At 71.7% G+C, this 25,569-nt stretch carries 19 protein-coding genes; 18 read left to right on the top strand and 1 reads right to left on the bottom strand.

What is annotated here, in order from left to right; all coding sequences use genetic code 11:
• Positions 1-338 precede the first annotated feature (338 nt).
• The 18 genes from mraZ (at position 339) to ACWDLG_RS17560 (ending at position 21,240) form a co-directional block, all read left to right on the top strand.
• Positions 339-770: a division/cell wall cluster transcriptional repressor MraZ gene (gene mraZ / locus ACWDLG_RS17645; protein ID WP_354910317.1), complete on the top strand. Its 432-nt coding sequence runs from the start codon at positions 339-341 to the stop codon at positions 768-770.
• A 278-nt stretch (positions 771-1,048) separates the two neighbouring features.
• Positions 1,049-1,978, top strand: a complete 930-nt coding sequence (gene rsmH / locus ACWDLG_RS17640; protein ID WP_449921014.1) for a 16S rRNA (cytosine(1402)-N(4))-methyltransferase RsmH — start codon at positions 1,049-1,051, stop codon at positions 1,976-1,978.
• Complete coding sequence (locus tag ACWDLG_RS17635) at positions 1,965-2,441, top strand: hypothetical protein (RefSeq protein WP_449921011.1); 477 nt, start codon at positions 1,965-1,967, stop codon at positions 2,439-2,441. The genes rsmH and ACWDLG_RS17635 overlap by 14 nt, the downstream gene beginning before the upstream one ends.
• Positions 2,442-3,052: 611 nt before the next feature.
• Positions 3,053-4,783, top strand: coding sequence for a peptidoglycan D,D-transpeptidase FtsI family protein (locus ACWDLG_RS17630; RefSeq protein ID WP_449921440.1), 1,731 nt, complete (start codon positions 3,053-3,055; stop codon positions 4,781-4,783).
• A gap of 40 nt (positions 4,784-4,823) precedes the next feature.
• Positions 4,824-6,356 (top strand): UDP-N-acetylmuramoyl-L-alanyl-D-glutamate--2,6-diaminopimelate ligase, encoded by a 1,533-nt coding sequence (locus ACWDLG_RS17625; RefSeq protein ID WP_449921010.1) that lies wholly within the window; start codon positions 4,824-4,826, stop codon positions 6,354-6,356.
• A complete protein-coding gene (locus ACWDLG_RS17620) occupies positions 6,353-7,765 on the top strand; it encodes a UDP-N-acetylmuramoyl-tripeptide--D-alanyl-D-alanine ligase (protein ID WP_449921008.1) in 1,413 nt (470 codons plus the stop codon). Before ACWDLG_RS17625 ends, ACWDLG_RS17620 begins: the two co-directional genes overlap by 4 nt.
• The gene (mraY, locus tag ACWDLG_RS17615; RefSeq protein ID WP_449921006.1) at positions 7,762-8,820 is read left to right on the top strand and encodes a phospho-N-acetylmuramoyl-pentapeptide-transferase; all 1,059 of its coding nucleotides are present in this window, start codon (positions 7,762-7,764) and stop codon (positions 8,818-8,820) included. Before ACWDLG_RS17620 ends, mraY begins: the two co-directional genes overlap by 4 nt.
• Entirely contained in the window at positions 8,817-10,175 is a 1,359-nt protein-coding gene (murD, locus tag ACWDLG_RS17610; protein WP_449921003.1) for a UDP-N-acetylmuramoyl-L-alanine--D-glutamate ligase, read from the top strand. The genes mraY and murD overlap by 4 nt, the downstream gene beginning before the upstream one ends.
• Positions 10,172-11,488 (top strand): putative lipid II flippase FtsW, encoded by a 1,317-nt coding sequence (gene ftsW / locus ACWDLG_RS17605; RefSeq protein WP_449921001.1) that lies wholly within the window; start codon positions 10,172-10,174, stop codon positions 11,486-11,488. The genes murD and ftsW overlap by 4 nt, the downstream gene beginning before the upstream one ends.
• Positions 11,489-11,524: 36 nt before the next feature.
• Positions 11,525-12,610, top strand: coding sequence for an undecaprenyldiphospho-muramoylpentapeptide beta-N-acetylglucosaminyltransferase (gene murG / locus ACWDLG_RS17600; protein WP_449920999.1), 1,086 nt, complete (start codon positions 11,525-11,527; stop codon positions 12,608-12,610).
• Complete coding sequence (murC, locus tag ACWDLG_RS17595) at positions 12,607-14,013, top strand: UDP-N-acetylmuramate--L-alanine ligase (protein ID WP_449920997.1); 1,407 nt, start codon at positions 12,607-12,609, stop codon at positions 14,011-14,013. The genes murG and murC overlap by 4 nt, the downstream gene beginning before the upstream one ends.
• The gene (locus tag ACWDLG_RS17590) at positions 14,010-14,672 is read left to right on the top strand and encodes a cell division protein FtsQ/DivIB (RefSeq protein ID WP_354910345.1); all 663 of its coding nucleotides are present in this window, start codon (positions 14,010-14,012) and stop codon (positions 14,670-14,672) included. Before murC ends, ACWDLG_RS17590 begins: the two co-directional genes overlap by 4 nt.
• A 192-nt stretch (positions 14,673-14,864) precedes the next feature.
• Positions 14,865-16,316 (top strand): cell division protein FtsZ, encoded by a 1,452-nt coding sequence (gene ftsZ, locus ACWDLG_RS17585; RefSeq protein ID WP_449920995.1) that lies wholly within the window; start codon positions 14,865-14,867, stop codon positions 16,314-16,316.
• 159 nt (positions 16,317-16,475) lie between these two features.
• Positions 16,476-17,177: a YggS family pyridoxal phosphate-dependent enzyme gene (locus ACWDLG_RS17580; protein WP_449920992.1), complete on the top strand. Its 702-nt coding sequence runs from the start codon at positions 16,476-16,478 to the stop codon at positions 17,175-17,177.
• A 157-nt stretch (positions 17,178-17,334) separates the two neighbouring features.
• Positions 17,335-17,838, top strand: coding sequence for a cell division protein SepF (locus tag ACWDLG_RS17575; RefSeq protein ID WP_449920989.1), 504 nt, complete (start codon positions 17,335-17,337; stop codon positions 17,836-17,838).
• A gap of 80 nt (positions 17,839-17,918) precedes the next feature.
• Positions 17,919-18,203 carry a YggT family protein gene (locus tag ACWDLG_RS17570; RefSeq protein ID WP_183659086.1) on the top strand — a complete coding sequence of 95 codons (285 nt, stop codon included), beginning with the start codon at positions 17,919-17,921 and terminating at the stop codon, positions 18,201-18,203.
• A gap of 55 nt (positions 18,204-18,258) precedes the next feature.
• A complete protein-coding gene (locus tag ACWDLG_RS17565; protein ID WP_354910351.1) occupies positions 18,259-19,131 on the top strand; it encodes a DivIVA domain-containing protein in 873 nt (290 codons plus the stop codon).
• A 57-nt stretch (positions 19,132-19,188) separates the two neighbouring features.
• Positions 19,189-21,240, top strand: a complete 2,052-nt coding sequence (locus ACWDLG_RS17560) for a hypothetical protein (protein ID WP_449920986.1) — start codon at positions 19,189-19,191, stop codon at positions 21,238-21,240.
• A 986-nt stretch (positions 21,241-22,226) separates the two neighbouring features.
• On the opposite strand, the gene ileS is transcribed toward ACWDLG_RS17560, so the two are convergent.
• On the bottom strand, positions 22,227-25,373 hold the full coding sequence (gene ileS / locus ACWDLG_RS17555) for an isoleucine--tRNA ligase (RefSeq protein ID WP_449920984.1): 3,147 nt from the start codon (positions 25,371-25,373) through the stop codon (positions 22,227-22,229).
• Positions 25,374-25,569 lie beyond the last annotated feature (196 nt).

Below are 25,569 nucleotides of genomic sequence, written 5' to 3'. Positions count from 1 at the left end.
ACGGATATCGGGGAACAGCCACAGTGTTCAGGTGGTCCATCCGGTTCTTGTCGCATAGTGGTGCGAATCCGGTGACACGGCCCTCCACTTTCCCCACGGGCCGCCCCGCCATGCGGTATTCACCGACCCTTTCGGCGTTCGACACGCCCGCGCCGCCCGCGGGCCGTCCGCCGCCCCCCACCCCGCTCCACCGCTCTGACCTGCGTAAACGCTGATCGAATGGCGACCGAAGAGGGTTCGAATCAGTTGACGGTGGGGAGAAGTGGAGTATGGTGGTGCGCAGTGGAGGGCAGGTGCACCAGCACTGAGCGCTTCACGAGGCACGGGAGGTGGGGCCGGTGTTCCTCGGCACCCATCAACCGCGTCTGGACGACAAGGGACGGCTGTTCCTGCCGGCTAAGTACCGTGAGGAGCTGGCGGAGGGTCTTGTGATCACCAAAGGCCAGGAGCGATGCCTCTACGTCTTTCCCGTGGGGGAGTTCCAGCGCATTACCGAGGCTCTCAGCACCGCCCCGGTCACCGCCAAGGCGGTCCGGGACTACAGCCGCGTCTTCTTCGCCAGCGCGTCCGACGAGACTCCGGACAAGCAGGGGCGCATCACGATTCCCCAGGCCCTGAGGGCATATGCGGGTCTGGAGCGTGACTGCGTGGTCATCGGCGCCAACACCCGGCTGGAGATCTGGGCCCAGCAGGCCTGGGAGACCTATCTGGCCGACCAGGAGCAGGCTTTCGCCGATCTGTCGGAGGAGGTGCTGCCAGGGATTCTCTAGTCACGGCCGATCCGTCGGTGATGTCGTTCGGCGAGGTCTCCACCCGCAACCACTCGCCCGCCAGCTGATGCACCTTCCCCGGTGTCAGATGGCAGGCGTCCACGAAGCGGGTGCGGATGGGGACCTGGCCGGGCGGCTACGGGTGGGGACCTGGCGACGGGGCACCGGGATCGAGCCTTAGCGTCATCCGCGAGTATGGACGCATTCTTAGTTGGAGGGGGGTTTCAGCAATGCACGTGGAAGGCAACGCTGCGGGCACGGGTGGTCACGTTCCCGTGATGCTCGAGCGGGTCCTGGAACTCCTCGCCCCCGCGCTGGCGGGCCCGGCGCCGGTGGTCGTCGACGCCAACCTCGGCCTCGGCGGTCACTCCGAGGCGCTGCTGGCCGCGCATCCGGCGCTGCACCTGGTCGGGATCGACCGCGATCCCTTCGCCATCGACTTCTCCACGCGCAGGCTCGCGCCCTTCGCCGACCGCGTCACGCTGGTCCACGCCTCGTCCGACGAGCTGGCCTCGGTGTTGGCGAAGGCGGGCCGGCCGGTGGTCGACGGGGTCCTGTTCGACCTGGGCGTCTCCTCGCCCCAGCTCGACGAGGGCGAACGGGGCTTCGCCTACTCCTACGACGCTCCCCTTGACATGCGGATGGACACCGAGCAGGCGCTCACGGCCGAGGAAGTGGTCAACACCTACTCCGCGGCCGAGCTGACCCGCATCCTCCGAGATTACGGAGAGGAAAGGTTCGCACCGCGTGTCGCGGGGCTCATTGTCAAGGAAAGGGCCAGGGAAGCCATAACGTCGACTAAGCGGCTCGCGGACATCGTTCGCGCGGCGATTCCCGCCGCTACCCGACGCACCGGTGGCAACCCCGCTAAAAGGACTTTTCAGGCGCTGCGTATCGAGGTCAACGCGGAGCTGACCGCCTTCGAGGCGGCGCTTCCCGCGGCCCTCGACGCGCTGGCGCTCGGTGGGAGAGTCGTCGTGCTCTCCTACCACTCCCTCGAGGACCGGCTGACCAAGCAGGTGCTCGCGGCGCGAACCAGGGACACCAGCCCCCCGGGGCTGCCCGTCCCGCTGCCGGCTCACCAGCCGCGGTTCCGCCTCCTGACGAGGGGAGCAGAGCTCCCGACTGACGAAGAGCTCGCCCGCAATCCGCGGGCGGCCTCGGCCCGGCTGCGGGCGGCAGAGAGGATCCGTGTTGACGAGGACTGAGCAGGAGATCAGGCGGGGTGCGCCCGTCAGGGGCGGCGTGCCCAGGACCGCTCCGGCGAGGACCGGCGTGCGCGAGCAGGACGCTTCGCGCGCGCCCAGGCCGGCCGTTGACCGGCCGATCGGTCAGCGGCCGGCCCCGGCGCAGGACGGCGCGCCGGTGCGCGTGCGGCGGCCGATGCCGCGCAAGCAGCGCGCCCCCTTCGTGCTGCTCGTCGTCGGCCTGCTGTGCGGTGGCCTGGTCAGCCTGCTGCTGCTCAACACCGTCCTGGCTCGCGACTCCTTCACCGCCAGCGAGCTGCGCGAGCAGATCGCCGAGATGCAGCGGCAGTCCGACAGCGCCAAGCGGAAGATCGCCGAGCTGGAGCAGCCCGGCAGCCTCGCCGAGGCCGCGGAGCGGCAGGGGCAGGTGTCCGACCCCGACGTCAACGTTCTCTACCCGGGTAAGTCGGGCGCGGACAGGTGAGAGAGACAGGCGGCAGGGGTCAGGGCCCCGGCCGCGGTGGTGGCGGCGCCGGCTCTCAGGGAGGGCCCGGCGCCGTTCGTCGTACGCCGGGCGGTCCCGGACGATCGGGACGGCAGGGCGGCACCGGATCCGGACGCTCCGAAGGGCCGCGCGACGAGCCGCCCCGCCGCAGGGACGGCGAGCCGGGCCGGCCCCGCCGTGGCGACGCCGACGGGCGCCCGGGGCCGGCCGACCGTCCGGGTGGTGAGAACCGCACGCCGTCCGACCGGCGAGCGGGTGAGAACCGCACGCCCTCCGACCGGAGATCGGGCCAGGACGGCCGTCCCCGACCGGCCGGCGCCGAGCCCGGAGGTCCGGGCGGGTCCAACCGGCGCGGGAACGACCCTTTCGAGCTGCCGCGCGGCCTGACCGGAGCCGACGCCAGGGACGCCAGGCGCGGCCGCGGCGAGGCCACCGTGCCCGGCCCCCGAGGCGAGCAGCGTCGCGAACCCCGCCCGCCGCACGGCAGGACCTCCGGCCGGCCTCCGGGCGGGTCCCAGGGCCAGCCGCAGGGCCCGCGCCGGCAGCCGCGCAGGCCGCCGCCCCCACCGAGGCCGCCACGCCCGCCGCTGGTGCTGCGCCTGGGCAACCCCCGCCGGCGCCTCAACATCGGCCTGATCGGCATGACCTTCATCCTGTCGATCTTCGCCGGGCGGCTCATCCAGCTGCAGGGCCTCGACTCCAAGATCTACGAGGCCAAGGCCGCCGACCAGCGGGTGATCAGCGAGGTCATCCCCGCCAAGCGCGGCTCCATCACCGACGTCAACGGCCACGAGCTCGCCGTCACGGTCGAGGCACGGGAGATCGCGATCGACCCGAGCAAGGTCCGTCCCGAGCAGTACGCCAAGGTGACCTCGGTGCTGGCCAGGGAACTGGGCAAGCCCGAGGCCGACATCCTGGCCAAGCTGGCCAGGACCACCTCGCGCTACGAGCTCATCGCCCGTGACGTCGACCCCGTGGTCGCCGACAGGGTCCTCGACCACGGGCTGCCGGCCGTCACCACGAAGAAGACCTACCGCAGGACCTACCCGGCAGGCGACCTGGCCGGCACGCTCATCGGCTTCGTCGGCGACGACGGCACCGGGCTCGAGGGCGTCGAGCGGATGCGCGACTCCCGGCTGGCGGGCCAGGACGGCAAGCAGAGCGTGGAGCAGGGCCGCGACGGCCAGCGCATCCCGATGACCCGCAGCCAGCGCCAGGCCCCGGTCGCCGGTCGCGACGTGCGCCTGACCATCGACCGCGACATCCAGTGGGCCGCCCAGAAGGCCATCACCGAGCAGGTCGCCGCCAGCGGCGCGATCAGCGGCACCGCGATCGTCATGGACGTCAGGACCGCCCAGATCATCGCCATGGCCAACGCGCCCGAGCTCGACCTGAACAACTGGCAGAAGGCGTCCGACACCTCCTACGTCAACCGGGCCGTGGCCGAGGTGTTCGAGCCGGGCAGCACCAACAAGGTCATCACCGCCGCGGCCGCGATCGAGGCGGGAGCCGTACGTCCGGAGACCACCTTCCGCGTCGCCGACCACATCAGGTGCGCCGACCAGACGCTGCGCGACTCCCACCCGCACAAGACGGAGACGATGACGTTCAAGAAGGTCGTGGAGACCTCCAGCAACGTCGGCACCATCCAGGCCGCGCGCAGGGTCGGCGACCAGCGGCTGTTCGAGATGCTCAAGGGCTTCGGCTTCGGCGTCCGGCCGGGGGTCGGCCTGCCGGGCGAGGAGGCGGGCCTGCTGCCCGACTACAAGGGCTGGTCGGGCACCCAGCGCTGCACGGTCGCCTACGGCCAGGGCGTGTCGGTGACCGCCCTGCAGACCGCCAGCGTCTACCAGACCATCGCCAACGGCGGGGTCAGGGTGCAGCCGCAGATCGTGGCGGGGGAGACCGACGAGCACGGCAGGTTCGTCCCCGCCAAGCCCGGCAAGCAGACCAGGGTGGTGAGCGAGCAGACCGCCGGCGAGATCGCCTCCATGCTGGAGGGTGCCGTCAGCGCCGAGGGCACGGGTACGCTGGCGGCCATCCCGGGCTACCGGGTGGCGGGCAAGACAGGCACCGCCAACCGATACGATCAGCAGTTGGGCCGTTACAACGGCTACACCGCCTCCTTCGTCGGTTTCGCTCCCGCGGACAAACCCGAGCTCGTGGTCCTCGCGGTGGTGCAGAAGCCGGCCAAGGACATCTACGGCGGGCACATCGCGGCCCCTGTGTTCAAGGACGTGATGACGTTCGCCATCAAGAGCAGGAAGATTCCGCCCACAGCCCCGACCGCGTCGCCCGCGCGGATCGGCACCGGACAGTGAACAGGGAGGGTACGCTGCCGCCGTGCGTCCCCCGTCGTCTATGCGTCCCACGTCCAGCCCGCCTCGACCGCTGAGCGGGCTGGCCACCATGCTTGACGCTCCGTCAGGCAGCTCCCGCTCACCGCTGGCCGCGGTGACCGGCGTCACCATCGACTCCCGCCAGGTCGGGCAGGGCGACCTCTACGTCGCGCTGCCCGGCAACACCGCCCACGGCGCCGACTTCTCCGCCCAGGCGATGGCGCGAGGGGCGGTCGCCGTCCTGACGGATCCGGCCGGCCGCGACGCCGCCGTCGCCACCGGCCTGCCGGTGCTGGTCGTCTCCGAGCCGCGCTCCCTGCTCGGCCAGATCTCCTCCTGGGTGTACGGCCAGCCCAGCCACGACATCTGCGTCCTGGGCGTGACCGGCACCAGCGGCAAGTCGACCACCACGTTCCTGCTGGAGGCGGGGCTGCGCGCGGCCGGCCACACCACGGGCCTGGTGGGCGGCGTCGAGATCCACGCCGGCGACCTGGTCATCCAGCCCAAGCTGACCACGCCGGAGGCCTCCGACCTGCACGGCCTGTTCGCGCTCATGCGCGAGCGCGGCGTCACGGCGGCCGCGATGGAGGTCTCCAGCCACGCCCTCGCCCTGGGCAGGGTCGACGGCGTCTTCTACGACGTGGCGCTCTTCACCAACCTGTCGCAGGACCACCTCGACTTCCACAAGGACTTCGACGACTACTTCGCCACCAAGGTGAGACTGTTCCAGCCCGAGTTCAGCAGGACGGGCGTGACCAACCTCGACGACCCCCACGGGCGCGAGCTGCTCCAGCTGGCCAAGATCCCGATGACCACGTTCTCCGCCACCGGCGACCCCGCCGCCGACTGGCGCGCCTTCGACGTCAGGTTCGGCTCCGACGGCAGCGCCTTCAGGGTCGTCGGGCCCGGCGGCGTCGACGAGGACGTGGCGATCTCGCTGCCCGGCCCGTTCAACGTCGCCAACGCCCTCGGCGCCATCGTGACGCTGGTCGAGGCGGGCGTCCCGGTGCGCACCGCCGCGCACGGCGTGGGCGCCATGACGGGCGTGCCCGGCCGGATGCAGCGCGTCACCTCACCGGGCGAGGAGTTCCAGGCGATCGTCGACTACGCGCACAAACCCGGCGCCGTCGAGTCGGTCCTGACCTCGCTGCGGTCGGTGACCACCGGCAGGCTGACGGTCGTGCTCGGCTGCGGCGGCGACCGTGACAAGGGCAAGCGTCCCCTCATGGGGGAGGCCGCCGCGAGGCTGGCCGATGTGGCGATTTTCACCAGCGACAATCCGCGCTCGGAGGACCCGCTGGCCATCCTGGCGGCGATGATGGACGGAGCGCTCCAGGTGCCGCGCGAGCGACGCGCCCACGTGATCGTCGAGCCCGACAGGGCCGCGGCGATCAGGCTGGCGGTCGAGACGGCCGAGCGCGGCGACGTGCTCGTCGTGGCGGGCAAGGGCCACGAGCAGGGCCAGTACATCTCAGGCGACGTGATCCCCTTCGACGACAGGGCCGTGGTCGCCGAGGCGATCGACGCACGCAAGGAAAGCAGGAAGAACCTATGATCCCGATGCCGCTGGCCAGGATCGCCGAGATAACCTCCGGCGCCCTGTCAGGCATGACGGACCCACGCGCGGTGGTGCGCGGCCCCGTCGTGATCGACTCGCGGGCCGTCGAGCCGGGATCGCTGTTCGTGGCCATCAAGGGCGCCCGTGTCGACGGCCACGACTTCGCCGACCAGGCGATGGCGGCCGGCGCCGTGGCCGTGCTGGCCACCAGGCCGCTGGCGGCGCCCTCGGTCGTCGTGGCCGACCCGGTGCGGGCGCTGGCCGACCTGGCGAGGGCCGTGGCAGGCGCGCTGCCGTCCGCCACCGTGATCGGCCTCACCGGCTCGGCGGGCAAGACCACCACCAAGGACCTGCTGGCCAGGCTGACCGCCCGCATGGGCCCCTCGATCGCGCCGGCCGGCAACTTCAACAACGAGATCGGCCACCCGCTGACCGTGCTGCGGGCCGAGCACGAGACCCGCTTCCTGGTCCTGGAGATGGGCGCCCGCCACGCGGGCCACATCGCCGACCTGGTCCGCATCGCCCCGCCCCGCATCGGCGTGGTGCTCAACGTCGGCACCGCGCACCTGGGCGTGTTCGGCGGCAAGCAGGCCATCGCCGCCGCCAAGGGCGAACTGGTCGAGGGGCTGCCCGCCGACGGCGTCGCGGTGCTCAACGCCGACGACCCGCTGGTGCGCGAGATGGCCGGCCGTACCAGGGCCCGGGTCACGCTCTTCGGCCAGGCCGAGGACGCCGCCGTCCGCGCCGAGGACGTCACCGTCGACGAGCGCGGACGCGCCTCGTTCACGCTGCGCACCCCCTCGGGCGCCGCCCACGTGGCGCTCAGGCTCCACGGCGCGCACGCCGTGGAGAACGCGCTGGCCGCCGCGGCCACCGCCTACGAGCTCGGCCTGCCGCTGACCACCATCGCCGACGAGCTGTCGCAGGCCGAGCCGCGCAGCCGGTGGCGCATGGAGGTCACCGACCGCGCCGACGGCGTCACCGTGATCAACGACGCCTACAACGCCAACCCCGACTCCATGCGCGCCGCCTTCGAGGCGCTCGCCGTCCTCGGCAAGGGCCGGCGCCGCTTCGCCGTCATCGCCTCGCTGCGCGAGCTCGGCGAGGAGAGCGAGGCGCTGAACGAGGGCGTCGGCCGTACGGCGGGCTTGGCGGGCCTGTCCGGGCTGATCGTGGCGGGCCCCGACGCCGAACCCGTCCTGCGCGGAGCGGCCGCGGGAGCGGCGGAGTCGGCCGCGCGCGGCGGACCTGGCGAGCCACCGATCGCGCACGTGCCGGACGCCGAGGCCGCGGGCGCCCTGCTGGCCGAGTGGCTGCGGCCGGGCGACGCCGTGCTGGTGAAGGGGCCGCGCGCGATGGACCTCCAGCGCACCGCCGAGCTGGTCCTCGGGAGGGTCACCAAGTGACCAACATCATCATCGCCGGCGCGGTGGGCCTGATCCTGTCGATGCTCGGCACCCCCCTGGCCATCAGGCTCTTCTCCCGGCGCGGCTACGGCCAGGAGGTCCGCGACGACGGCCCCGAGGCCCACCTCAGCAAGAAGGGCACGCCCACCATGGGCGGCACCGTCTTCGTGCTGGCCGCGCTCATGGCCTACGCCGCCTCCCACCTGGCCATGCTCGAACCGCCGACCGTGTCCGGCCTGCTGGTGCTGTTCCTCATGACCGGCCTGGGCATGGTGGGCTTCCTCGACGACTTCATCAAGATCTACAAGCAGCGCAGCCTGGGCCTGCGCAGCGGCGCCAAGGCGCTCGGCCAGCTCGTCGTCGGTGCCGTCTTCGCCGTCCTGGTCGTGCGCTTCCCCAACGTCTACGGCATCACGCCGGCGCAGACGAAGCTGTCGTTCCTGCGCGACTTCGGCCCGTCGATCCCCATCGTGCTCTTCGCCGCGTGGGTCATCTTCATGATCGTCGGCTTCTCCAACGCGGTGAACCTGACCGACGGCCTCGACGGCCTGGCCTCCGGCGCCACCGCCACCGTGCTCGGCGCCTACGTGCTGATCGGCAACTGGCAGCTGCGCAACAACTGCATCGACAACCTCGGGCCCAACTGCTACTGGGTACGCGACCCGCTCGACCTCGCGGTCGTGGCGGCCGCCGTGCTCGGCGGGCTCATCGGCTTCCTGTGGTGGAACGCCCCGCCCGCCCGCATCTTCATGGGCGACACCGGCTCGCTCGCGCTCGGCGGCGTGCTGGCCGGCCTGGCCATCACCACCCGCACCCAGCTCCTGCTGGCGATCCTGGCCGGGATGTGCGTCATCATCACGGTGTCGGTGATCATCCAGGTCGGCTTCTTCAAGATGACCGGCAAACGCGTCTTCCGCATGGCTCCGCTCCAGCACCACTTCGAGCTGAAAGGATGGGCGGAGACCACGATCGTGATCAGGTTCTGGCTGATCGCGGGTCTGTGCGCGGCCGTGGGTCTCGGCCTGTTCTACGTGGAGTGGATGCCCAAGCCATGATCGTCGTAGCGGGACTCGGCGTCTCCGGCACCGCCGCGGCGCGGGTGCTGGCCGCCCGCGGCGAGCGCGTGGTGGTGCTGGAGGCGGTCGACGGCGAGCGGCAGCGCGTCGTGGCGGGAGAGCTGGCCAGGCTCGGCGTCGAGGTGCGCTTCGGCTCCATGGAGCTGCCCGCGGAGGCGGGCGAGCTGGTCACCACCGGCTGGGCGCCGCACCATCCGCTGATCGCCGCCGCCCTCGCGGCGGGCGTCGAGGTGATCGGTGAGGTGGAGCTGGCGTGGCGGCTGCGGTCCGCGCAGGCCGCGCCGTGGCTGGCGCTCACCGGCACCAACGGCAAGACGACCGTGGTGCGCATGCTGACCTCGATGCTGCTGGCGGCCGGCCGCAAGGCGCTGGCGGTGGGCAACGTCGGGGTGCCCGTGGTGGAGGCGGTCGGCGGGCCGTACGACGTGCTGGCCGTGGAGCTGTCCAGCTTCCAGCTGCACTGGTCCGGCTCCCTCGCGCCGCACGCCGCCGCGATCCTCAACGTCGCGCCCGACCACCTCGACTGGCACGGCTCGCTGGAGGAGTACGCCAGGGCCAAGGGCCGCATCTTCGAGCGGGCGGGCACGGTCGTCTACAACGCCGACGACCCGATCGCCTGCGCGCTGGCCGAGCCGTACCGGCCGGCGGTGGGCTTCACCCTCCAGGTGCCCCGGCCCGGTCAGTTGGGCGTGGTGGAGGACCTGCTGGTCGACCGCGCCTTCGTCGCCGATCCGGTACGGCAGGCCGAGGAGCTGGCCACGCTCGACGACGTGCGCCCCTTCGCCCCGCACAACGTCGCCAACGCCCTGGCCGCCGCCGCCCTGGCCCGCACGGTCGGGGTGCCGGCCGAGGCCGTCCGCCAGGGCCTGCGTGACTTCGTGCCCGACCCGCACCGCATGGCCCACGTCGGCAGGGTCGGCGAGGTCGACTACGTCGACGACTCCAAGGCCACCAACCCCCACGCGGCCGCCGCCTCGCTGGCCGCCTACCCGTCGATCGTGTGGGTGGCCGGCGGGCAGCTCAAGGGCGCCGACGTCGACGACCTGGTCCGGCGGGCCGCGCCCCGGCTGCGCGGCGCGGTGCTCATCGGCGTCGACCGGGCCGCGATCGCCGGCGCGCTCGCGCGACACGCCCCGGATGTCCCCGTGGTGGACCTCGCCGATCGCGACACTGGGGTGATGGACCGTGTCGTCACCGAAGCCGCCAGGCTCGCCGCCCCCGGGGACACCGTGCTGCTGGCTCCCGCCGCCGCCTCCCTCGACATGTTCGCCAACTATCCGGCCCGGGGGGAGGCCTTCGCGCGCGCCGTGGGCAAGCTGGGGGAGCGTTCGTGAGCACGACGGCCGACAACCCCGTCGACCGCCCGACCGGCTGGGTCAGGGAGCAGGCCGCCGGGCTCAAGGAGCTGCTCGACCGGCCGCTGACCACCTACTATCTGATCATCGGGTGCAGCGCGCTGCTGCTGGCGCTCGGCCTGATGATGGTGCTGTCGGCCTCCAGCATCGAGGCGCTGCAGAAGACCGGCGACCCGTTCTACTGGTTCGTCAAGCAGTCGATGTCGGCCGCGCTCGGCGTGCCCGTGATGTGGATCTGCTCGCGGCTGCCGCACCGGTTCTTCCGCTGGGCCGGCTACCCGCTCATGGCGCTGTCGATCATCGGTCTGGGCATCGTGATCTTCGCGGGCGAGTCGCAGCTGGGCGCGCAGCGCTGGATCGACATCGGGCCCATCTACCTGCAGCCGTCCGAGCCGGCCAAGCTCGGGCTGGCGCTGTGGGGAGCCGACCTGCTGGCCCGCAAGGCGCGTGGGGGCCGCATCGAATGGCGCCACCTGCTGATCCCGCTGCTGCCCGGCACCGCGATCCTGGCCGTCATGGTCATGCTGGGCCGCGACCTCGGCACCACGCTCGTGCTGATGCTCATCTTCCTCGCGCTGCTGTGGGTGGTGGGAGCGCCGCTGAAGCTGTTCGGCGGCATCATCGCGATGATGACGGTCGCCACCGTCTTCATGATCACGACTGAGGGCTACCGGTCCGACCGCATCACCGGCTGGCTCGACCCGTGGGGCCACGCCCAGGGCGCCGGCTACCAGGCCGTGCAGGGGCAGATCGCGATGGGCTCCGGCGGCTGGTTCGGCCTCGGGCTCGGCAGCAGCAGGGGCAAGTGGAGCTGGATCCCCCACGCGGAGAGCGACTTCATCTTCTCCATCCTCGGCGAGGAGCTGGGGCTGATGGGCACGCTGTCGGTGATGGCGCTGTTCGGCCTGCTCGGCTACGCGGGCCTGCGGGTGGCGATGCGCGTCAACGACGCCTTCATCAGGCTGGCGGCCGCGGCCGTGGTCGCCTGGGTCGCCGGGCAGGCGATCGTCAACATCGGCGCCGTGATCGGCGTGCTGCCCATCACCGGCATCCCGCTCCCGCTGGTCTCCTACGGTGGTTCGGCGTTGTTGCCGACGCTCGCCGCGCTCGGCATGTTGCTGTCTTTCGCCAAACGCGAACCTGGCGCCAAGGAGGCTCTGGCCGCGCGTGGCCCCGGACCGGCCGCGAGGGCTCTAAGCTGGCTGGGCCTGGGGGGTGCGCAACGGGGCCGACCGAGACGACCAACAAGGAATGTGCCGACTGGACGAGTCAGGCCAGATGCGGAACGTTAAGGCGGCACGTTTCTCATCAGTAGGGAGTAAACCGACATGAGGGTGGTCCTCGCCGGTGGCGGGACGGCCGGCCACATCGAGCCGGCTCTGGCCCTGGGTGACGCGCTGCGCAGGCTCGTGCCCGGCGTCGGCGTCACCTGTCTCGGCACGGAGCGGGGCCTGGAGACCACGCTCGTCCCGGCCAGGGGTTACGACCTGCAGCTGGTGCCGGCCGTACCACTCCCGAGGGCGCTGACCCCGCAGCTGCTGACCGTCCCTGGACGGCTGGCGGGCGCCATCAACGCGGCCGCCGGCGTCATGGACAAGGTCCAGGCCGACATCCTGGTCGGCTTCGGCGGCTACGTGGCCACCCCCGCCTACCTGGCGGCCAGGCGGCGCGGGCTGCCGATCGTGGTCCACGAGGCCAACGCGCGCCCCGGCCTGGCCAACCGGCTGGGCGCGCGGCTGACCGACCACGTCTTCACGGGCCACACCCAGAGCACCATGGCCAAGGCCGAGTACATCGGCATCCCGCTGCGCCGGCAGATCGTCGAGCTCGACCGGCTCTCCATGGGCGACAAGGCCCGCTCGTGGTTCGGGCTGCGCACCGACCTGCCGACGCTGCTGGTCTTCGGCGGCTCGCAGGGCGCCCGCTCGCTCAACCAGGCGGCGCTGGCGGCCGGTCCCACCCTGCGCCGGGCCGGCGTGCAGGTGCTGCACGTGCTGGGCCCGAAGAACGCCCTGGAGGAGGAGCCTCCGCCGGGCGACCCGCAGTACGTCGTGCTGCCCTACGTCGACCGCATGGACCTCGCCTACGCCGCCGCCGACTTCGCGCTCTGCAGGAGCGGCGCGCTCACCTGCGCCGAGCTGACCGCCGTCGGGCTGCCGGCCGCCTACGTTCCGCTGCCGCACGGCAACGGCGAGCAGCAGCTCAACGCCACCCCGATCGTGCAGGGGGGCGGCGGCCTCATGATCGACGACTCCGACCTTTCACCTGATTGGATCATCCAGAACGTGCTGCCCATCCTCCGCGACCCCGAGCGGGTCGCCACGATGTCGGAGGCCGCCGCCTCGATGGGGCGAAGGGACGCCGACGTCGCCCTGGCCCGCAAGGTGCTCGAGATCGCGGGAGGCCGCTCATGAACCTGGTACGGCTGGTCGACCCGGTGGCCGCCGAAGACCTCGGCAGGGTCCACTTCATCGGCATCGGCGGCGCGGGCATGTCGGGGATCGCCCGCATCCTGCTCAAGCGCGGCGTCGACGTCTCCGGCAGCGACGCGCGCAGCTCGGAGCTGGTGACGGAGCTGCGTGAGCTGGGCGCCACCGTCCACATCGGCCACGCCGCCTCCCACATCAAGAACGTCGACACCGTCGTGGTCTCCACCGCCATCCGCGACTCCAACCCCGAGCTCGGCGAGGCGATCAAGCAGGGCGTGCGGATCATCCCGAGGGCCGCCGCGCTCGCCTCGGTCATGGCCGGGCGCTCCGGCGTGGCCATCGCGGGCACCCACGGCAAGACCACCACGACCTCGATGCTCACGGTCGCGTTGCAGAAGTGCGGCGCCGACCCCTCCTACTGCGTGGGCGGCCAGCTCGTCACCACGGGCCTCGGCGCCGACGAGGGGTCGGGCGAGGTGTTCGTGGCCGAGGCCGACGAGAGCGACGGCTCCTTCCTCATGCTCGCCCCCGACATCGCGGTCGTCACCAACGTCGAGGCCGACCATCTCGACAACTACGGCGACCCGCGGGCGGTCCACGACAGCTTCGCCCGCTTCGTCGAGCGGGTGCGCCGCACGCTGGTGCTGTGCGTCGACGACCCGGGCGCCGCGGCGCTGGCCGAGCCGGCACGCCAGGCGGGCCTCAAGGTGGTCACCTACGGCGTGGCGGGCGACGCCGACTACCGGATCACCGGCGTGCGCCCCGACGGCTTCGGCGTCGTCTTCGAGGTCGCCGGCAGGGGCGAGGTCAGGTTGTCGGTCCCGGGCGCCCACAACGCGCTCAACGCCGCGTCGGTCATCGCCGTGGCCGACGAGCTGGGCCTGCCGTTCGAGGACATCAGAATGGGCCTGTCGGCCTTCACAGGGGCCAAGCGGCGCTTCGAGGCCAAGGGCGAGGCCGGCGGCGTGGCCGTCTTCGACAGCTACGCCCACCATCCGACCGAGCTGGTCGCCGATTTGCGCGCCGCGCATGACGTGGTCGCCTCCTACTCCGGCGACGGCAGGGTGATCGCGGTCTTCCAGCCGCACCTCTACTCGCGCACCAGGTTCTTCGCCGACGAGTTCGGCGTGGCGCTCGGCCTGGCGGACCAGGCCGTGGTGCTCGACGTCTACGGAGCGCGCGAAGACCCCGAGCCCGGCGTCTCAGGGGCCATGGTGGCCTCCCGGGTGCCGTTGCCCGAGGGCAGCGTGACCTACGCCCCCGACAAGGCCGCCGTGCCCGCCCTGGTGGCCGCGCTGGCCAGGCCCGGCGACGTGGTGCTCACGATGGGCGCGGGCGACGTGACCGAACTCGGCCCGAGGATCGTGGCGGAGCTGTCAGCCAGGTGAGAGCGCGTCAGGCGTTCGTGGCGTTGCTCACCGCGGGCGTGGTGGGCTCGACGGTGTGGCTGGTGTTCTTCTCGCCGGTCCTGGGCGTACGGTCGGTGGAGATCGTGGGAAATCTCACAGTCCCCGCCGACCAGATCAGGAAACAGGCCGCGGTCGCCGAGCTGCATCCGCTGGCCACCGTCGACCTCGACGCGGTCCAGGGCAGGGTGCTGCAGATCAGGCAGCTGGCCTCGGCGAAGGTCGAGCGGATGTGGCCGAGCACGCTCACCATCGAGGTGGTCGAGCGCCGGCCCGTCGCCGTCGTGCCGTACGGCGGCAAGGCGGCGCTGATCGACCGCAAGGGCTTCGTGACCGAGGTGCGCGTGATCGCCCCGCCCCAGCTGCCCGTCCTGCGGGTCGACCGGCCAGGTCCCGCCGACCCCTCGACCGTGGCGGCGATCAAGGTGATCGGGGAGTTGCCCGACAGCCTGCTGGCGCGCATCGACGAGGTGCGGGCCACGTCGCCCGAGGGCATCTCCTTCCGGCTGACCAACGGCCGTACGGTCGTCTGGGGCGGCGCCGACCGGATCGCGGACAAGGTCCGGGTGCTCGAAACGCTGCTCCGGCGCACGGCGACGGTGTATGACGTCAGTTCGCCCGACGTGGTGTCGATGAAATGAGATGGTGGTCGCGAATGGGACAGCGCGCGACACGCCGGACGGCCTTGCGGCGCGGTTAGTTGACCCGCCCGGTAGGCGACTCCTACTGTCCGTATCAATCCTCAGGTTGACATAAATCTGAATCTCAACTTGAGGTTGAGAGTTTTTCGAACAGCTGAAATGGCAAGTCAACGAGCGGAAAGGCCCCTCGTCGTGGCAGCACCGCAGAACTACCTCGCGGTCATCAAGGTCGTCGGCATCGGCGGCGGCGGAGTCAACGCCGTCAACCGGATGATCGAGGAGGGACTCAAGGGCGTCGAGTTCATCGCGATAAACACCGACGCCCAGGCGCTGCTGATGAGTGACGCCGACGTCAAACTCGACGTGGGCAGGGAGCTCACGCGCGGCCTCGGGGCCGGCGCCAACCCGGATGTGGGCCGCAAGGCGGCCGAGGACCACCGTGAGGAGATCGAGGAGGTCCTCAAGGGGGCCGACATGGTCTTCGTCACGGCCGGCGAGGGCGGCGGCACGGGCACCGGCGGCGCCCCCGTCGTCGCCAACATCGCGCGCTCCCTCGGCGCGCTGACCATCGGTGTGGTCACCAGGCCCTTCAGCTTCGAGGGCCGCCGCCGCGCCATGCAGGCCGAGGCGGGCATCGAGACCCTGCGCGACGAGGTCGACACCCTCATCGTGATCCCCAACGACAGGCTGCTGTCGATCTCCGACCGGCAGGTCAGCGTGCTGGACGCCTTCAAGGCGGCCGACCAGGTGCTGCTGTCGGGTGTCCAGGGCATCACCGACCTGATCACCACGCCCGGTCTGATCAACCTCGACTTCGCCGACGTGAAGTCGGTCATGTCCGGAGCGGGCTCGGCGCTGATGGGCATCGGCCACGCGCGCGGCGACGACCGCTCGGTGGCCGCCGCCGAGATGGCCGTCTCCAGCCCGCTGCTGGAGGCCTCCATCGACGGCGCCCACGGCGTGCTGCTGTCGATCGCGGGCGGGTCCGACCTGGGCCTGTTCGAGATCAACGAGGCGGCCCAGCTGGTCTCGAACGCCGCCGCGCCCGACGCCAACATCATCTTCGGCACGGTCATCGACGACGCGCTCGGCGACGAGGTGCGCGTCACCGTCATCGCCGCGGGCTTCGACGAGCTGGCCCCGGCCGACAAGCCCATGCTGCAGCAGACCCGCCAGCAGCCCAGGCCCGCGGCCGGCACGTCCCAGGCCGCGCCCGCCGTCTCGGCCCCCGTACGGCCCGCGCCCGCCCCGGCGCCGAGCGTGAAGGCCGAGCCGCCGCGCGTCGAGCCCCGCGTCGAGGTCAGGCCGGAGCCCCCGCGGCCCGAGCTGCGCGCCGAGCCGCGCTCCGACCTGCGGCCCGAGCTGCGTGCGGAGCCCCGTCCCGAGCTGCGTGCCGAGATCCGTCCCGAGCCGAGGCCGGAGCCGCGCCCCGAGCCGGTGCGCGCGGTGGAGACGCCGCCGCCCCCGGCGGTCGTCGCGCCGGAGGAGGAGCCGCCTCCGCCGGTGTCGATCCCGCGCCCCGCGCCCGAGGTGACCAACCCGCCGACCCCGATCTCCTCCCGCATGTCCGAGCCGCCCAGGCGGCCCAGGGTGGTCTTCGAGGAGCAAGAGGAAGAGCTGGACGTACCCGACTTCCTGAAGTGAGATTCCTCACCCGGTGAGGCCGGGGGAGGGGATCACACCCCCGCTGCGAGGCTCATGGGCCGTCGCGGTGGGGGTTCGGTGCGTTCGGAGCCGGCGACGACTCGCCGGCCCTGACCCCGGTTCGCGGGAACGGTAGGAACGGTGCACGATGGATGCCTTGTGGACGTAACACGCACATCGCAGATAGCGGCGGGCCTGGCGGAGGTCGAGGCGCGCATCGCCGAGGCCTGCGCGGCCGCCGGTCGCGCCCGTGACGAGGTCACGCTCATCGCGGTCACCAAGACCTACCCCGCCGCCGACGTCAGGATCCTGGCCGGGCTCGGCGTGCGGGAGATCGGGGAGAACCGCGACCAGGAGGCCTCCCTCAAGGCCCGCGAGTGCGCCGACCTGCCGTTGACCTGGCACTTCGTCGGCCAGCTGCAGACCAACAAGGTGCGCTCGGTGGCCGGGTACGCCGACGTGGTCCACTCCGTCGACCGCTCGCGGTTGGTCGCCGCGCTCGGGCGCGAGGCCGTCAGGGCGGGCAGGCGGATCGGCTGCCTGGTGCAGGTCGCCCTTGACGACGATCCTGACCGGGGCGGTGTCCGCCCCGTCGACGTGCCGGCACTGGCCGACGAGATCGCGGCCACCGACGGGCTCAGGCTCGGCGGCGTCATGGCCGTCGCCCCGCTGGGGGAGGAACCGGGCAAGTCGTTCGCCCGGCTGCGGGAACTCGCACTGGCCGTACAGGCCGGGCATCCTGGTGCGACCATAATCTCGGCGGGGATGAGCGGCGATCTGGCGCAGGCAATCGCGCACGGCGCGACACACGTGCGCGTCGGTACGGCGTTGCTCGGTCGTCGCAAGCCCTTCGTCAGGTAATGTCCCCTCCAGCGGATCGTGAGGTCCGCGGCAGAAGTAGAGGTCGATCAGCGGTGAGCTCCAAGGGGGTACGGCTACCGCCTCGGCCCGGCCGCCGACACGCACCCCGGCGGAAGGCCCGAGCGAGTGCGACCATGAGCAGGAGGACGACGTAGCGATGGCCGGCGCGATGCGCAAGATGGCGGTCTACCTCGGTCTCGTGGAGGACGACCGCTACGAGAGGTACGAGACCTACACCGACGACGACTACGAGTACGAGGAGGAGTCGCGCCGGACCGAGCAGGACCGTCCGGCGGCCTCCCACGACCGTGACGACGACTCCGACCCCGGTGTGCCCGCGCCCCGGCCGGCCACGACTGTCCTGGAGCGCCGCACGACCGATCTGGCGCGCATCACCACGCTCCACCCGCGCACCTACAACGAGGCGCGCACCATCGGCGAGCACTTCCGCGACGGCACTCCCGTCATCATGAACCTGACCGAGATGGTTGACTCCGACGCCAAGCGGCTTGTCGATTTCGCGGCAGGTCTGGTCTTTGGCCTACACGGGAGCATCGAACGTGTTACCAACAAGGTGTTCCTGTTGTCCCCAGCCAATGTCGAGGTGACCGCCGAGGACAAGGCCCGAATCGCGGAACGCGGGTTCTTCAACCAGAGTTAGAGTCTGTGTATGTCTATCGACCCGACCCTGGTCTCACCGAGGCCGGGAGGGGCACCTAGAAGTGGAGGCGCGGCCGGACCGTGGGGATCGTAGGCGAGATCTTGGTCGTTGTCCTGTCTCTGTATCTGGTGTTGCTCATCGGCAGAATGATCTTTGAGACGGTGCAGGCGTTCGCCCGGCAGTGGCGTCCATCGGGATTCGTCCTGGTGCTCGCCGAGGCCACATACACCGCAACCGACCCACCTCTCAAGTTTCTCCGCCGTTTCATTCCTCCCCTCCGGTTGGGTACGGTGGCCTTTGACCTAAGCTTCACAGTGCTTTTCATTGTGGTCTTGGTCATGATCCAACTCGTGTCCGCGCTGTAGTGATCGGGTACCGTCCCTCCGGACAGACTCCAAGCGCGCCAAGGAGACCAAAAAGATGCCGCTGACGCCCGCTGATGTGCGGAACAAGCAATTCAGTACCACCCGGCTGCGGCCGGGCTACGACGAGGAAGAGGTGGATGCCTTCCTCGACGAGGTCGAGGCTGAGCTTGACCGCCTGATCCAAGAGAACGAGGAGCTCCGCGCCAAGCTGGCCGAGTGCCTGCGTGGCAAGGTGCCCGGCGGCATGAACATGCCGATGGCCTCCGCCCCCGTGCAGGAGCAGCCCAAGCCGGAGATGATGGCGCCCCCGCAGCCGGAGCCCATGCAGGCTCCGCCGCCGCCGCAGCCGGTTCCCGTGGCCATGAGCATGCCTCCCGCCGAGGACAACATGGACACCGCGGCCCGCGTGCTCGCCCTCGCGCAGCAGACCGCCGACCAGGCGATCGCCGACGCGCGCCGCGAGGCCGACGAGACCGTCACCCGCGCCCGCCGCGAGGCCGACGACATCCTCACCAAGGCCCGCCGCCAGGCCGAGCAGGTCATCGGCGACGCCCGCGCCCGCGCCGAGACGCTCGAGCGCGACGCCCAGGAGCGGCACCGCCAGGCGATGGGTTCCCTCGTGCAGACCCGTGACGAGCTCGAGCGCAAGGTCGAGGAGCTGCGCAGCTTCGAGCGCGAGTACCGCAGCAGGCTCAAGCTCTACCTGGAGAACCAGCTCGCCGAGCTGACCGTCTCCGCGGAGGGCGGCAGCGGCGGCTTCCCCGTCATCCCCAGCGGCCCGATGGGTGGCGCCCCCGCCATGACCCACGCGGTCCCGCAGGGCGGACAGCAGCCCCTGCCCGGCGCGCCCAGCCCGTTCGGCGGCGACCAGTCGCAGCACCAGGGTGCCTTCCAGGGCGCCGACGGACCGCACAACGACCGTCGCTAACGCCGGTAAGGTAACGGGTCAGGTTCGCTTCTGGTCCGTCACTCGAAAGAGCCCCCTGTGATCCTCATCAGCGCTGGTCTGGTGCTCGCTGCGGTCGTGTTGCTGATCGCGGGCTTCATCATGGCTGAACCGTTCCTGATCATGTGGTCGATCGTGGTCAGCGTGCTGTCCGCGCTCTTCCTCGTGATCGGGGCGTTCCTGCGGCGTCACGAGCTCTTCCCCGGCGGCGGTGGTGCCGGGGCGAAGACTCCGCAGGCGAACGCCCCGATGGTCACCCCCACGGCGATCACGCCCGCGGGGGCGGCCACGGCGCCCACGATGCCGCACCAGCAGCCCCCCAGGCCGCTCGCCCCCGCATCGCCCGTCCCCCCGGGGATGGGGCCGCGGCCGGCGACCGCCCCCGGGGCGCCGCCCCGGCCCGCGGCGGGAGCGCCGAGAGGGATCTCGCCCGACGCGATCGTGCTGGTGATTCCCGGTCGCAAGCGCTACCACGTGGCCGGTTGCCGCCAGCTGAACGGGCGGGAGTACGAAGAACTCACCTTCGAGGAGGCACGCGAAGAGGGCTTCACGCCCTGCACGACGTGCCTGCCCGACGCCGCGCTCGGAGGGCGGCAGGTACCGCCTGCCGCCGAGCCGCGGCAGGGCCAGCCCGCCGGTCGCGCCCCCTACACGGCCGCCCAGGGTCCCAGGGACACCGCGCCCGCAGGCCGTCCCGCCTCCTCCGCTCCGACCGCCGGAGCCGCTTCACCTGCCGGAGCCGTGTCATCTGCCGGCGCCGCCTCACCCGTCGAAGCCGCCTCGCCGGCCGAGGCCGCTCCGGCCCGCGAGCGTGAGAGCGCGGCGCAGACCGGCTCTCGCCCCCCAGCGGGCGGGCCCGGCGCACCGGCATCCACCGACGACAACGACAGTCCCCAGGGCCGTCCGGCCGGTGCCAAGCCCACGAGCACCCCTTCCGCCGGCGCGCCGGAGACCGCTGCGAGCACGCAGGCGACGCCCACCGCCGGATCCACAACCTCGGACGACACGTCCGCGACCTCGGACAGCACGTCTACGACCTCGGACGACACATCCGCGGCTTCGCAGGGCACGTCTACGGCTTCGCACGGCATGTCTGTGACCTCCGGCGGCACTTCTGCGGCGTCGGACGGCGCGTCTGCGGCATCGGGCGGCAAGGCGGAGGCGGCGAGCGCCGAGCCCGCCGCGTCGGTCGGCAAGCCTGCGACGCCCGGCGGCAGGCCCGCGACGTCGGCCGGCAAGCCCGGAACGTCCGGTGGCGCGGAGTTCGCCCCTGGTGGCGATGAGGAGCCGTCCCCGGGCAAGGCGAAGACGCCCACCGAGAAGGTCGGGACCCCCGCTGGCAAGGTCGGGACGTCCGCCGACAAGGTTGAGACGTCCGCCGACAAGGTCGGGAGTGCCGCCGAGAAGGCCGGGCCGGCCGACGGCAAGGCGGCCGGTGCCGCCGGCCGTCCGCAACCGTCGGGGAAGGCCGCTCAGAGTGCTCCAGCCGAGGCTGAGGACGACGAGCGCGACACGGCGCCGGGTGGCCTTCCCCTGCCACCGGCCATGCCGGGCAGGCTCGTAGCGGGCGTTCCAGGCTCCGCCCAGCGCAAGCCCGCCGTCCAGGAGGAGCAGGCGGCCGACGAGGACACCGCCACCCAGCAGACCCAGCGGCTGCGTCCGCCCGCCGGTGCCGCCTCCTCCGGCCCTGAGCCGGAGTCGGAGCCCGAGGCCGAGCGCCCCGGCGGCAAGTCCGCGACCTCCCGCGGAGGATGGTTCGACCGCCCCGAGTCCATGGCCCAGGAGCCGGTGGAGCCGGAGGTGACCGCACCCGGGCGCGCCGGGCCTCCGGTCGCCTCCGGTCCCACCCCACCCGCCCCCGGTACGGCAGGCGGCGCCGAGAAGGGCGAGAGCGCGAACGACACCGTCAGGCTCGACCGGCCCGGCATCGTCAAGGTGATCGGCGGCACCAAGCGCTTCCACAACTCCTCCTGCCCGCTGGTGCGGGCCGCCGAGGCGAGTGGCGTGCTGTCGATGCCGCGCGCCGAGGCCGAGGCGAAGGGCCTCACCCCGTGCTCGGTGTGCATGCACGAGCACCAGACCGTCGGCTGATCCCGGCCTGAGACGCCTTCGCGCCGCCGCCCGCGGGACCTTCCCCGGGCGGCGGCGCCGTTTCCTGGACAGGACGAGCCAGGCTCGCTCCGATACCGGCTACGGGGGAGTGGGCTACCAGTTGCCATATGCCGGTTGCCATATGCCAGATGCCGGGCAGAGCCGGACGCCGGATGTCGGGTGCCCAGTGCCTGACGGCCAGTGCCTGACGGCCGGTGCCTGACGTCAGATACCTGGCGCCCAGTGCCCGACGCCCGGTGCCTGACGCCGGATGTCGGGTGCCTGGAGCTGGATACCGGACGCCGGACGCCGGGTGTCGGATGCCGGATGCCGGTTGTCTGACTCTGGATGCCGGACATTAGTGGATGCCGGATACCGAGTGCGGGCCCCTCTTCAGGTGCGACGCGGTGAGAACGCGGTGAGCCGGGGCGATCTGGCGTGGGGTGGGATGTGGGCAAGGGGCACCGGGTGCGGGCACGTGACCGGGAAGGGACGGGCCCGCCGGGAGTGGGATCGCCTCAGAGCAGGAGCGGCGGTCGGCGCCAGTTCTGAGGGCGACCGTGTCAGGCGATCAGCATGGCCGGCCGAATGGGTCGTGCCACCCGGTGGCGGGCCGTGCCGGACGATCAACGCGGGTCGGGCCGGCTGGCCGTACCTGAGATCGGTCTTCGCAGACGGGCGGACCTCGGCGTCGGTTCCGTGGTCGGGTGGGACCTGAGGTCCCGTTTCGTGGCCGGGTGGACCCCGGGTCGAGGTTCGTGATCGGGCGGAACTCCGGGGTCGCGTTCGTGGTCGGGTGGGATCTGGGGTCCGGTTTCGTGGTCGGGTGGACACCGGACCCCGGGGCCGGGGTTCGTGGTCGGGCGGAACTCCGGGGTCGGTTCCGTGGCCGGGTGGACCCCGGGGTCGGGGTTCGCGGACGGGTGGGGTCACGGGAATGCGAAGAGCGCGGCCCCCGGGAGAGGGGGCCGCGCTCTCCTTACTTGTCAGGCGCGCCGCAGCTGGAAGGTCAGCCCCAGGTCGGCGTCGGACAGGACGGGCAGGCCGTCGGTCTGCCCCTCGGCCAGGCTGGTGGCGAGGACCTCCTCGGCGACCTGCGAGCCGTCCGCGCGCAGCGCCTCGGCCAGTTCGGGCGACGAGGCCGACCACCACAGCTCGATCCGGTCGGTGATGGACAGCCCCGTGGACTTGCGGGCGTCCTGGACCAGGCGGATCACCTCGCGGATCAGTCCGGCCCTGCGCAGTTCGTCGGTGATGGTCAGGTCGAGCGCGACCGTCTCGCCGGTGCCGGTGTCGACCGCGCCGGTCTCCACGGCCCATCCCGACTTGGGCTGCTCGGTGACGATCACCTCGTCCGCCGTGAGCGACACCGCGCCGAGCTCGCCCGCCTCGACCGAGACGGCCGACCCGGAGCGGAGCGAGGCCGCCAGCGTGGCGGGGTCGGCGGCCGAGACGGCCGCGGCGACCAGCTTGGTCTGCGAGCCGAACCGCTTGCCGAGCGCCCTGAAGTTGGGCTTGACGGTGAAGGACACCAGGTCCGAGCTGAAGCCGGACAGGTCTTCCAGCGCCTGCACGTTCAGCTCGTCGGCGATCAGGTCGCGCAGCTCGGCGGTGAGTCCCGCCCAGCCCGGCGCGCCCACGAGGGCCCTGCCGAGCGGCTGCCGCGTCTTGACGCCCGAGGTGGCGCGGGCCGAGCGGCCCAGCTCGACCAGCCGGCGCACCAGCGCCATCTGGGCCGACAGCTCGGGGTCGAGCAGGTCGTCCTTCACCTGCGGCCAGCCGGCCAGGTGGACAGACGACGGCGCGTCGACGCCGCGCAGCACGTCCCACAGGTAGTCGGTGATGAACGGGGTGATCGGCGCCATGAGCCTGGTGACGGTCTCCAGGCACTCGTACAGCGTGGCGAACGCCTCGCGCGAGCCCTGCCAGAAGCGGCGGCGCGAGCGCCTGACGTACCAGTTGGACAGGTCGTCGAGGAAGTCGGCGAGCCTGCGGCCGGCCCGTACGGTGTCGAAGGAGTCGAGCGCGGCCGACACCTCGGCGACCGTCCGGTGCAGCTCGGCCAGCGCCCACCTGTCGATGAGCGGGCGCTCGGCGACGGGCGGCGCCTCGGCGGCCAGCGCGGGCGACCACGACTCGGCGTTGGCGTACAGGGTGAAGAAGGAGGCGGTGTTCCAGTAGGTCAGCAGGACCTTTCTGACGATCTCCTCCAGCGCGTGGTGGCCGACGCGGCGCGCCGCCCACGGCGAGCCGGAGGCGGCCATGAACCAGCGCAGGGCGTCGGCGCCGTGCTGGTCCATCAGCGGGATGGGCTCCAGCACGTTGCCCAGGTGCTTGCTCATCTTGCGGCCGTCCTCGGCCAGGATGAGGCCGAGGCAGAGCACGTTCTCGTAGGAGGACTGGTCGAAGACCAGCGTGCCGACCGCCATCAGCGAGTAGAACCAGCCGCGGGTCTGGTCGGTCGCCTCGCAGATGAACTGGGCCGGGTAGACGCCCTCCGGCTTGCCCTTGGCGCCCCACTGGGCGAACGGCATCGAGCCCGAGTCGTACCAGGCGTCGATCACGTCGGGCACCCTGCGCGCCTCGGCACCGCAGGTGGGGCAGGCGAAGGTGATGTCGTCGACGAAGGGGCGGTGCGGGTCGAGGGCCGACAGCTCCTGCCCCGCGTACGAGCCCAGCTCCTCGAGCGAGCCGACGCAGGTGACGTGCGACTCGTCGGCCGAGCACACCCACAGGGGGAGCGGCGTGCCCCAGTAGCGGGAGCGCGACAGCGACCAGTCGACGTTGTTGCGCAGCCACTCGCCGAAGCGGCCCCACTTGATGGTCTCGGGGAACCAGTTGGTCTTCTCGTTCTCCTCGAGCATCCGGTCCTTGACCGCGGTGGTGCGGATGTACCAGGCGGGCAGGGCGTAGTAGAGCAGCGCGGTGTGGCAGCGCCAGCAGTGCGGGTAGCTGTGCTCGAAGTGGCCGCCGCGGAGCAGCAGGCCGCGGGCGCGCAGGTCGGCGGTGAGCTCCTCGTCGGCGTCCTTGAAGAACCGGCCGCCCACCATGGGGACGTCGGGCAGGAAGCGGCCGTCGGGGCCGATCGGGTTGACGATCGGCATGCCGTACGTCTTGCAGACGGTCATGTCGTCGGCGCCGAAGGCGGGCGCCTGGTGGACCAGGCCGGTGCCGTCCTCGACGGTCACGTAGTCGCCGAGCACGACGTAGTGCGCGCCGGGGATGTCGACCAGGTCGAACGGCCGGGAGTAGGACGTGCGCTCCAGCTCGCGCCCGCTGAAGCGGGCGACCTCGGTGTAGCCCTCGCCGAGCACCTGCGCCAGCAGCGGCTCGGCGACGACCAGCACCTCGCCGTCGGCGGTGCGGGCGGCGACGTAGGTCACCTCGGGGTGGACGGCCACCGCCGTGTTGGACACCAGCGTCCACGGCGTGGTGGTCCAGATCAGCAGGGAGGCGTTCAGCTCGGCCAGCGGGCCGGAGGTGACGGGCATCCTGACGTAGACCGACGGGGAGGAGATCGTCTCGTAGCCGCCGGGCTGGCCCAGCTCGTGGTCGGACAGGCCGGTGCCGCAGCGCGGGCAGTACGGCGTGATGCGGAAGTCGCGGAACAGCAGGCCCTTGTCGAAGATGACCTTGAGCGACCACCAGACGGACTCGACGTAGTCGGGGTCCATCGTGCGGTAGGCCGTGGACAGGTCGATCCAGTAGCCCATCCGCTCGGTCAGCTCTTCGAAGGCGTCGACGTGGCGCAGCACCGACTCGCGGCACTTGGCGTTGAACTCGGCGATGCCGTACGCCTCGATGTCCTTCTTGCCCGTGAGGCCGAGTTCCTTCTCGATGCCCACCTCGACGGGCAGGCCGTGGCAGTCCCATCCGGCCTTGCGGGGCACGCTGAAGCCACGCATGGTCTTGTACCGGGGGAAGAGGTCCTTGAAGACGCGCGCCTCGACGTGGTGGACGCCCGGCAGGCCGTTGGCGGTGGGCGGGCCCTCGTAGAAGACCCAGGTGGGGGCGCCTTCGTTCTGCTCGACGGAGCGCTCGAAGATCTTCCCGTCCCGCCACCGGTCGAGGACCTCACGCTCGAGCGCGGGCAGGTCGACCTGCGCGGGTAGAGAGCGGAAATAGTGGGACATCTCGGGCGGGACCTCCACGTGTCAGGCTCGGTGACGGTGTGAAGGGACGAAGCCGTACGGCTCCGCGGTACCACCCCTCTTGACCCCCGCAGGGACCCACTTCATTTGGTCTGCTGCCGGTTCTAGTGAGCTCTGGCGAGCCGTTCTTCCGGCGGCTCGGGAGTGATGCCCCTGTGATGTGGACCACAGGGCTCCG

The sequence above is a fragment of the Nonomuraea sp. NPDC003727 genome, from assembly GCF_053586935.1.
This window is presented reverse-complemented; position numbering and strand designations above follow the sequence as displayed.

Coding starts and splice junctions, on each gene's coding strand:
- rsmH (WP_449921014.1), top strand. CDS start 1,049: ATGCTCGAGCGGGTCCTGGAACTCCTCGCCCCCGCGCTGGCGGGCCCG.
- ACWDLG_RS17625 (WP_449921010.1), top strand. CDS start 4,824: ATGCGTCCCACGTCCAGCCCGCCTCGACCGCTGAGCGGGCTGGCCACC.
- ACWDLG_RS17620 (WP_449921008.1), top strand. CDS start 6,353: ATGATCCCGATGCCGCTGGCCAGGATCGCCGAGATAACCTCCGGCGCC.
- murD (WP_449921003.1), top strand. CDS start 8,817: ATGATCGTCGTAGCGGGACTCGGCGTCTCCGGCACCGCCGCGGCGCGG.
- murG (WP_449920999.1), top strand. CDS start 11,525: ATGAGGGTGGTCCTCGCCGGTGGCGGGACGGCCGGCCACATCGAGCCG.
- murC (WP_449920997.1), top strand. CDS start 12,607: ATGAACCTGGTACGGCTGGTCGACCCGGTGGCCGCCGAAGACCTCGGC.
- ACWDLG_RS17575 (WP_449920989.1), top strand. CDS start 17,335: ATGGCCGGCGCGATGCGCAAGATGGCGGTCTACCTCGGTCTCGTGGAG.
- ACWDLG_RS17565 (WP_354910351.1), top strand. CDS start 18,259: ATGCCGCTGACGCCCGCTGATGTGCGGAACAAGCAATTCAGTACCACC.
- ileS (WP_449920984.1), bottom strand. CDS start 25,373: ATGTCCCACTATTTCCGCTCTCTACCCGCGCAGGTCGACCTGCCCGCG.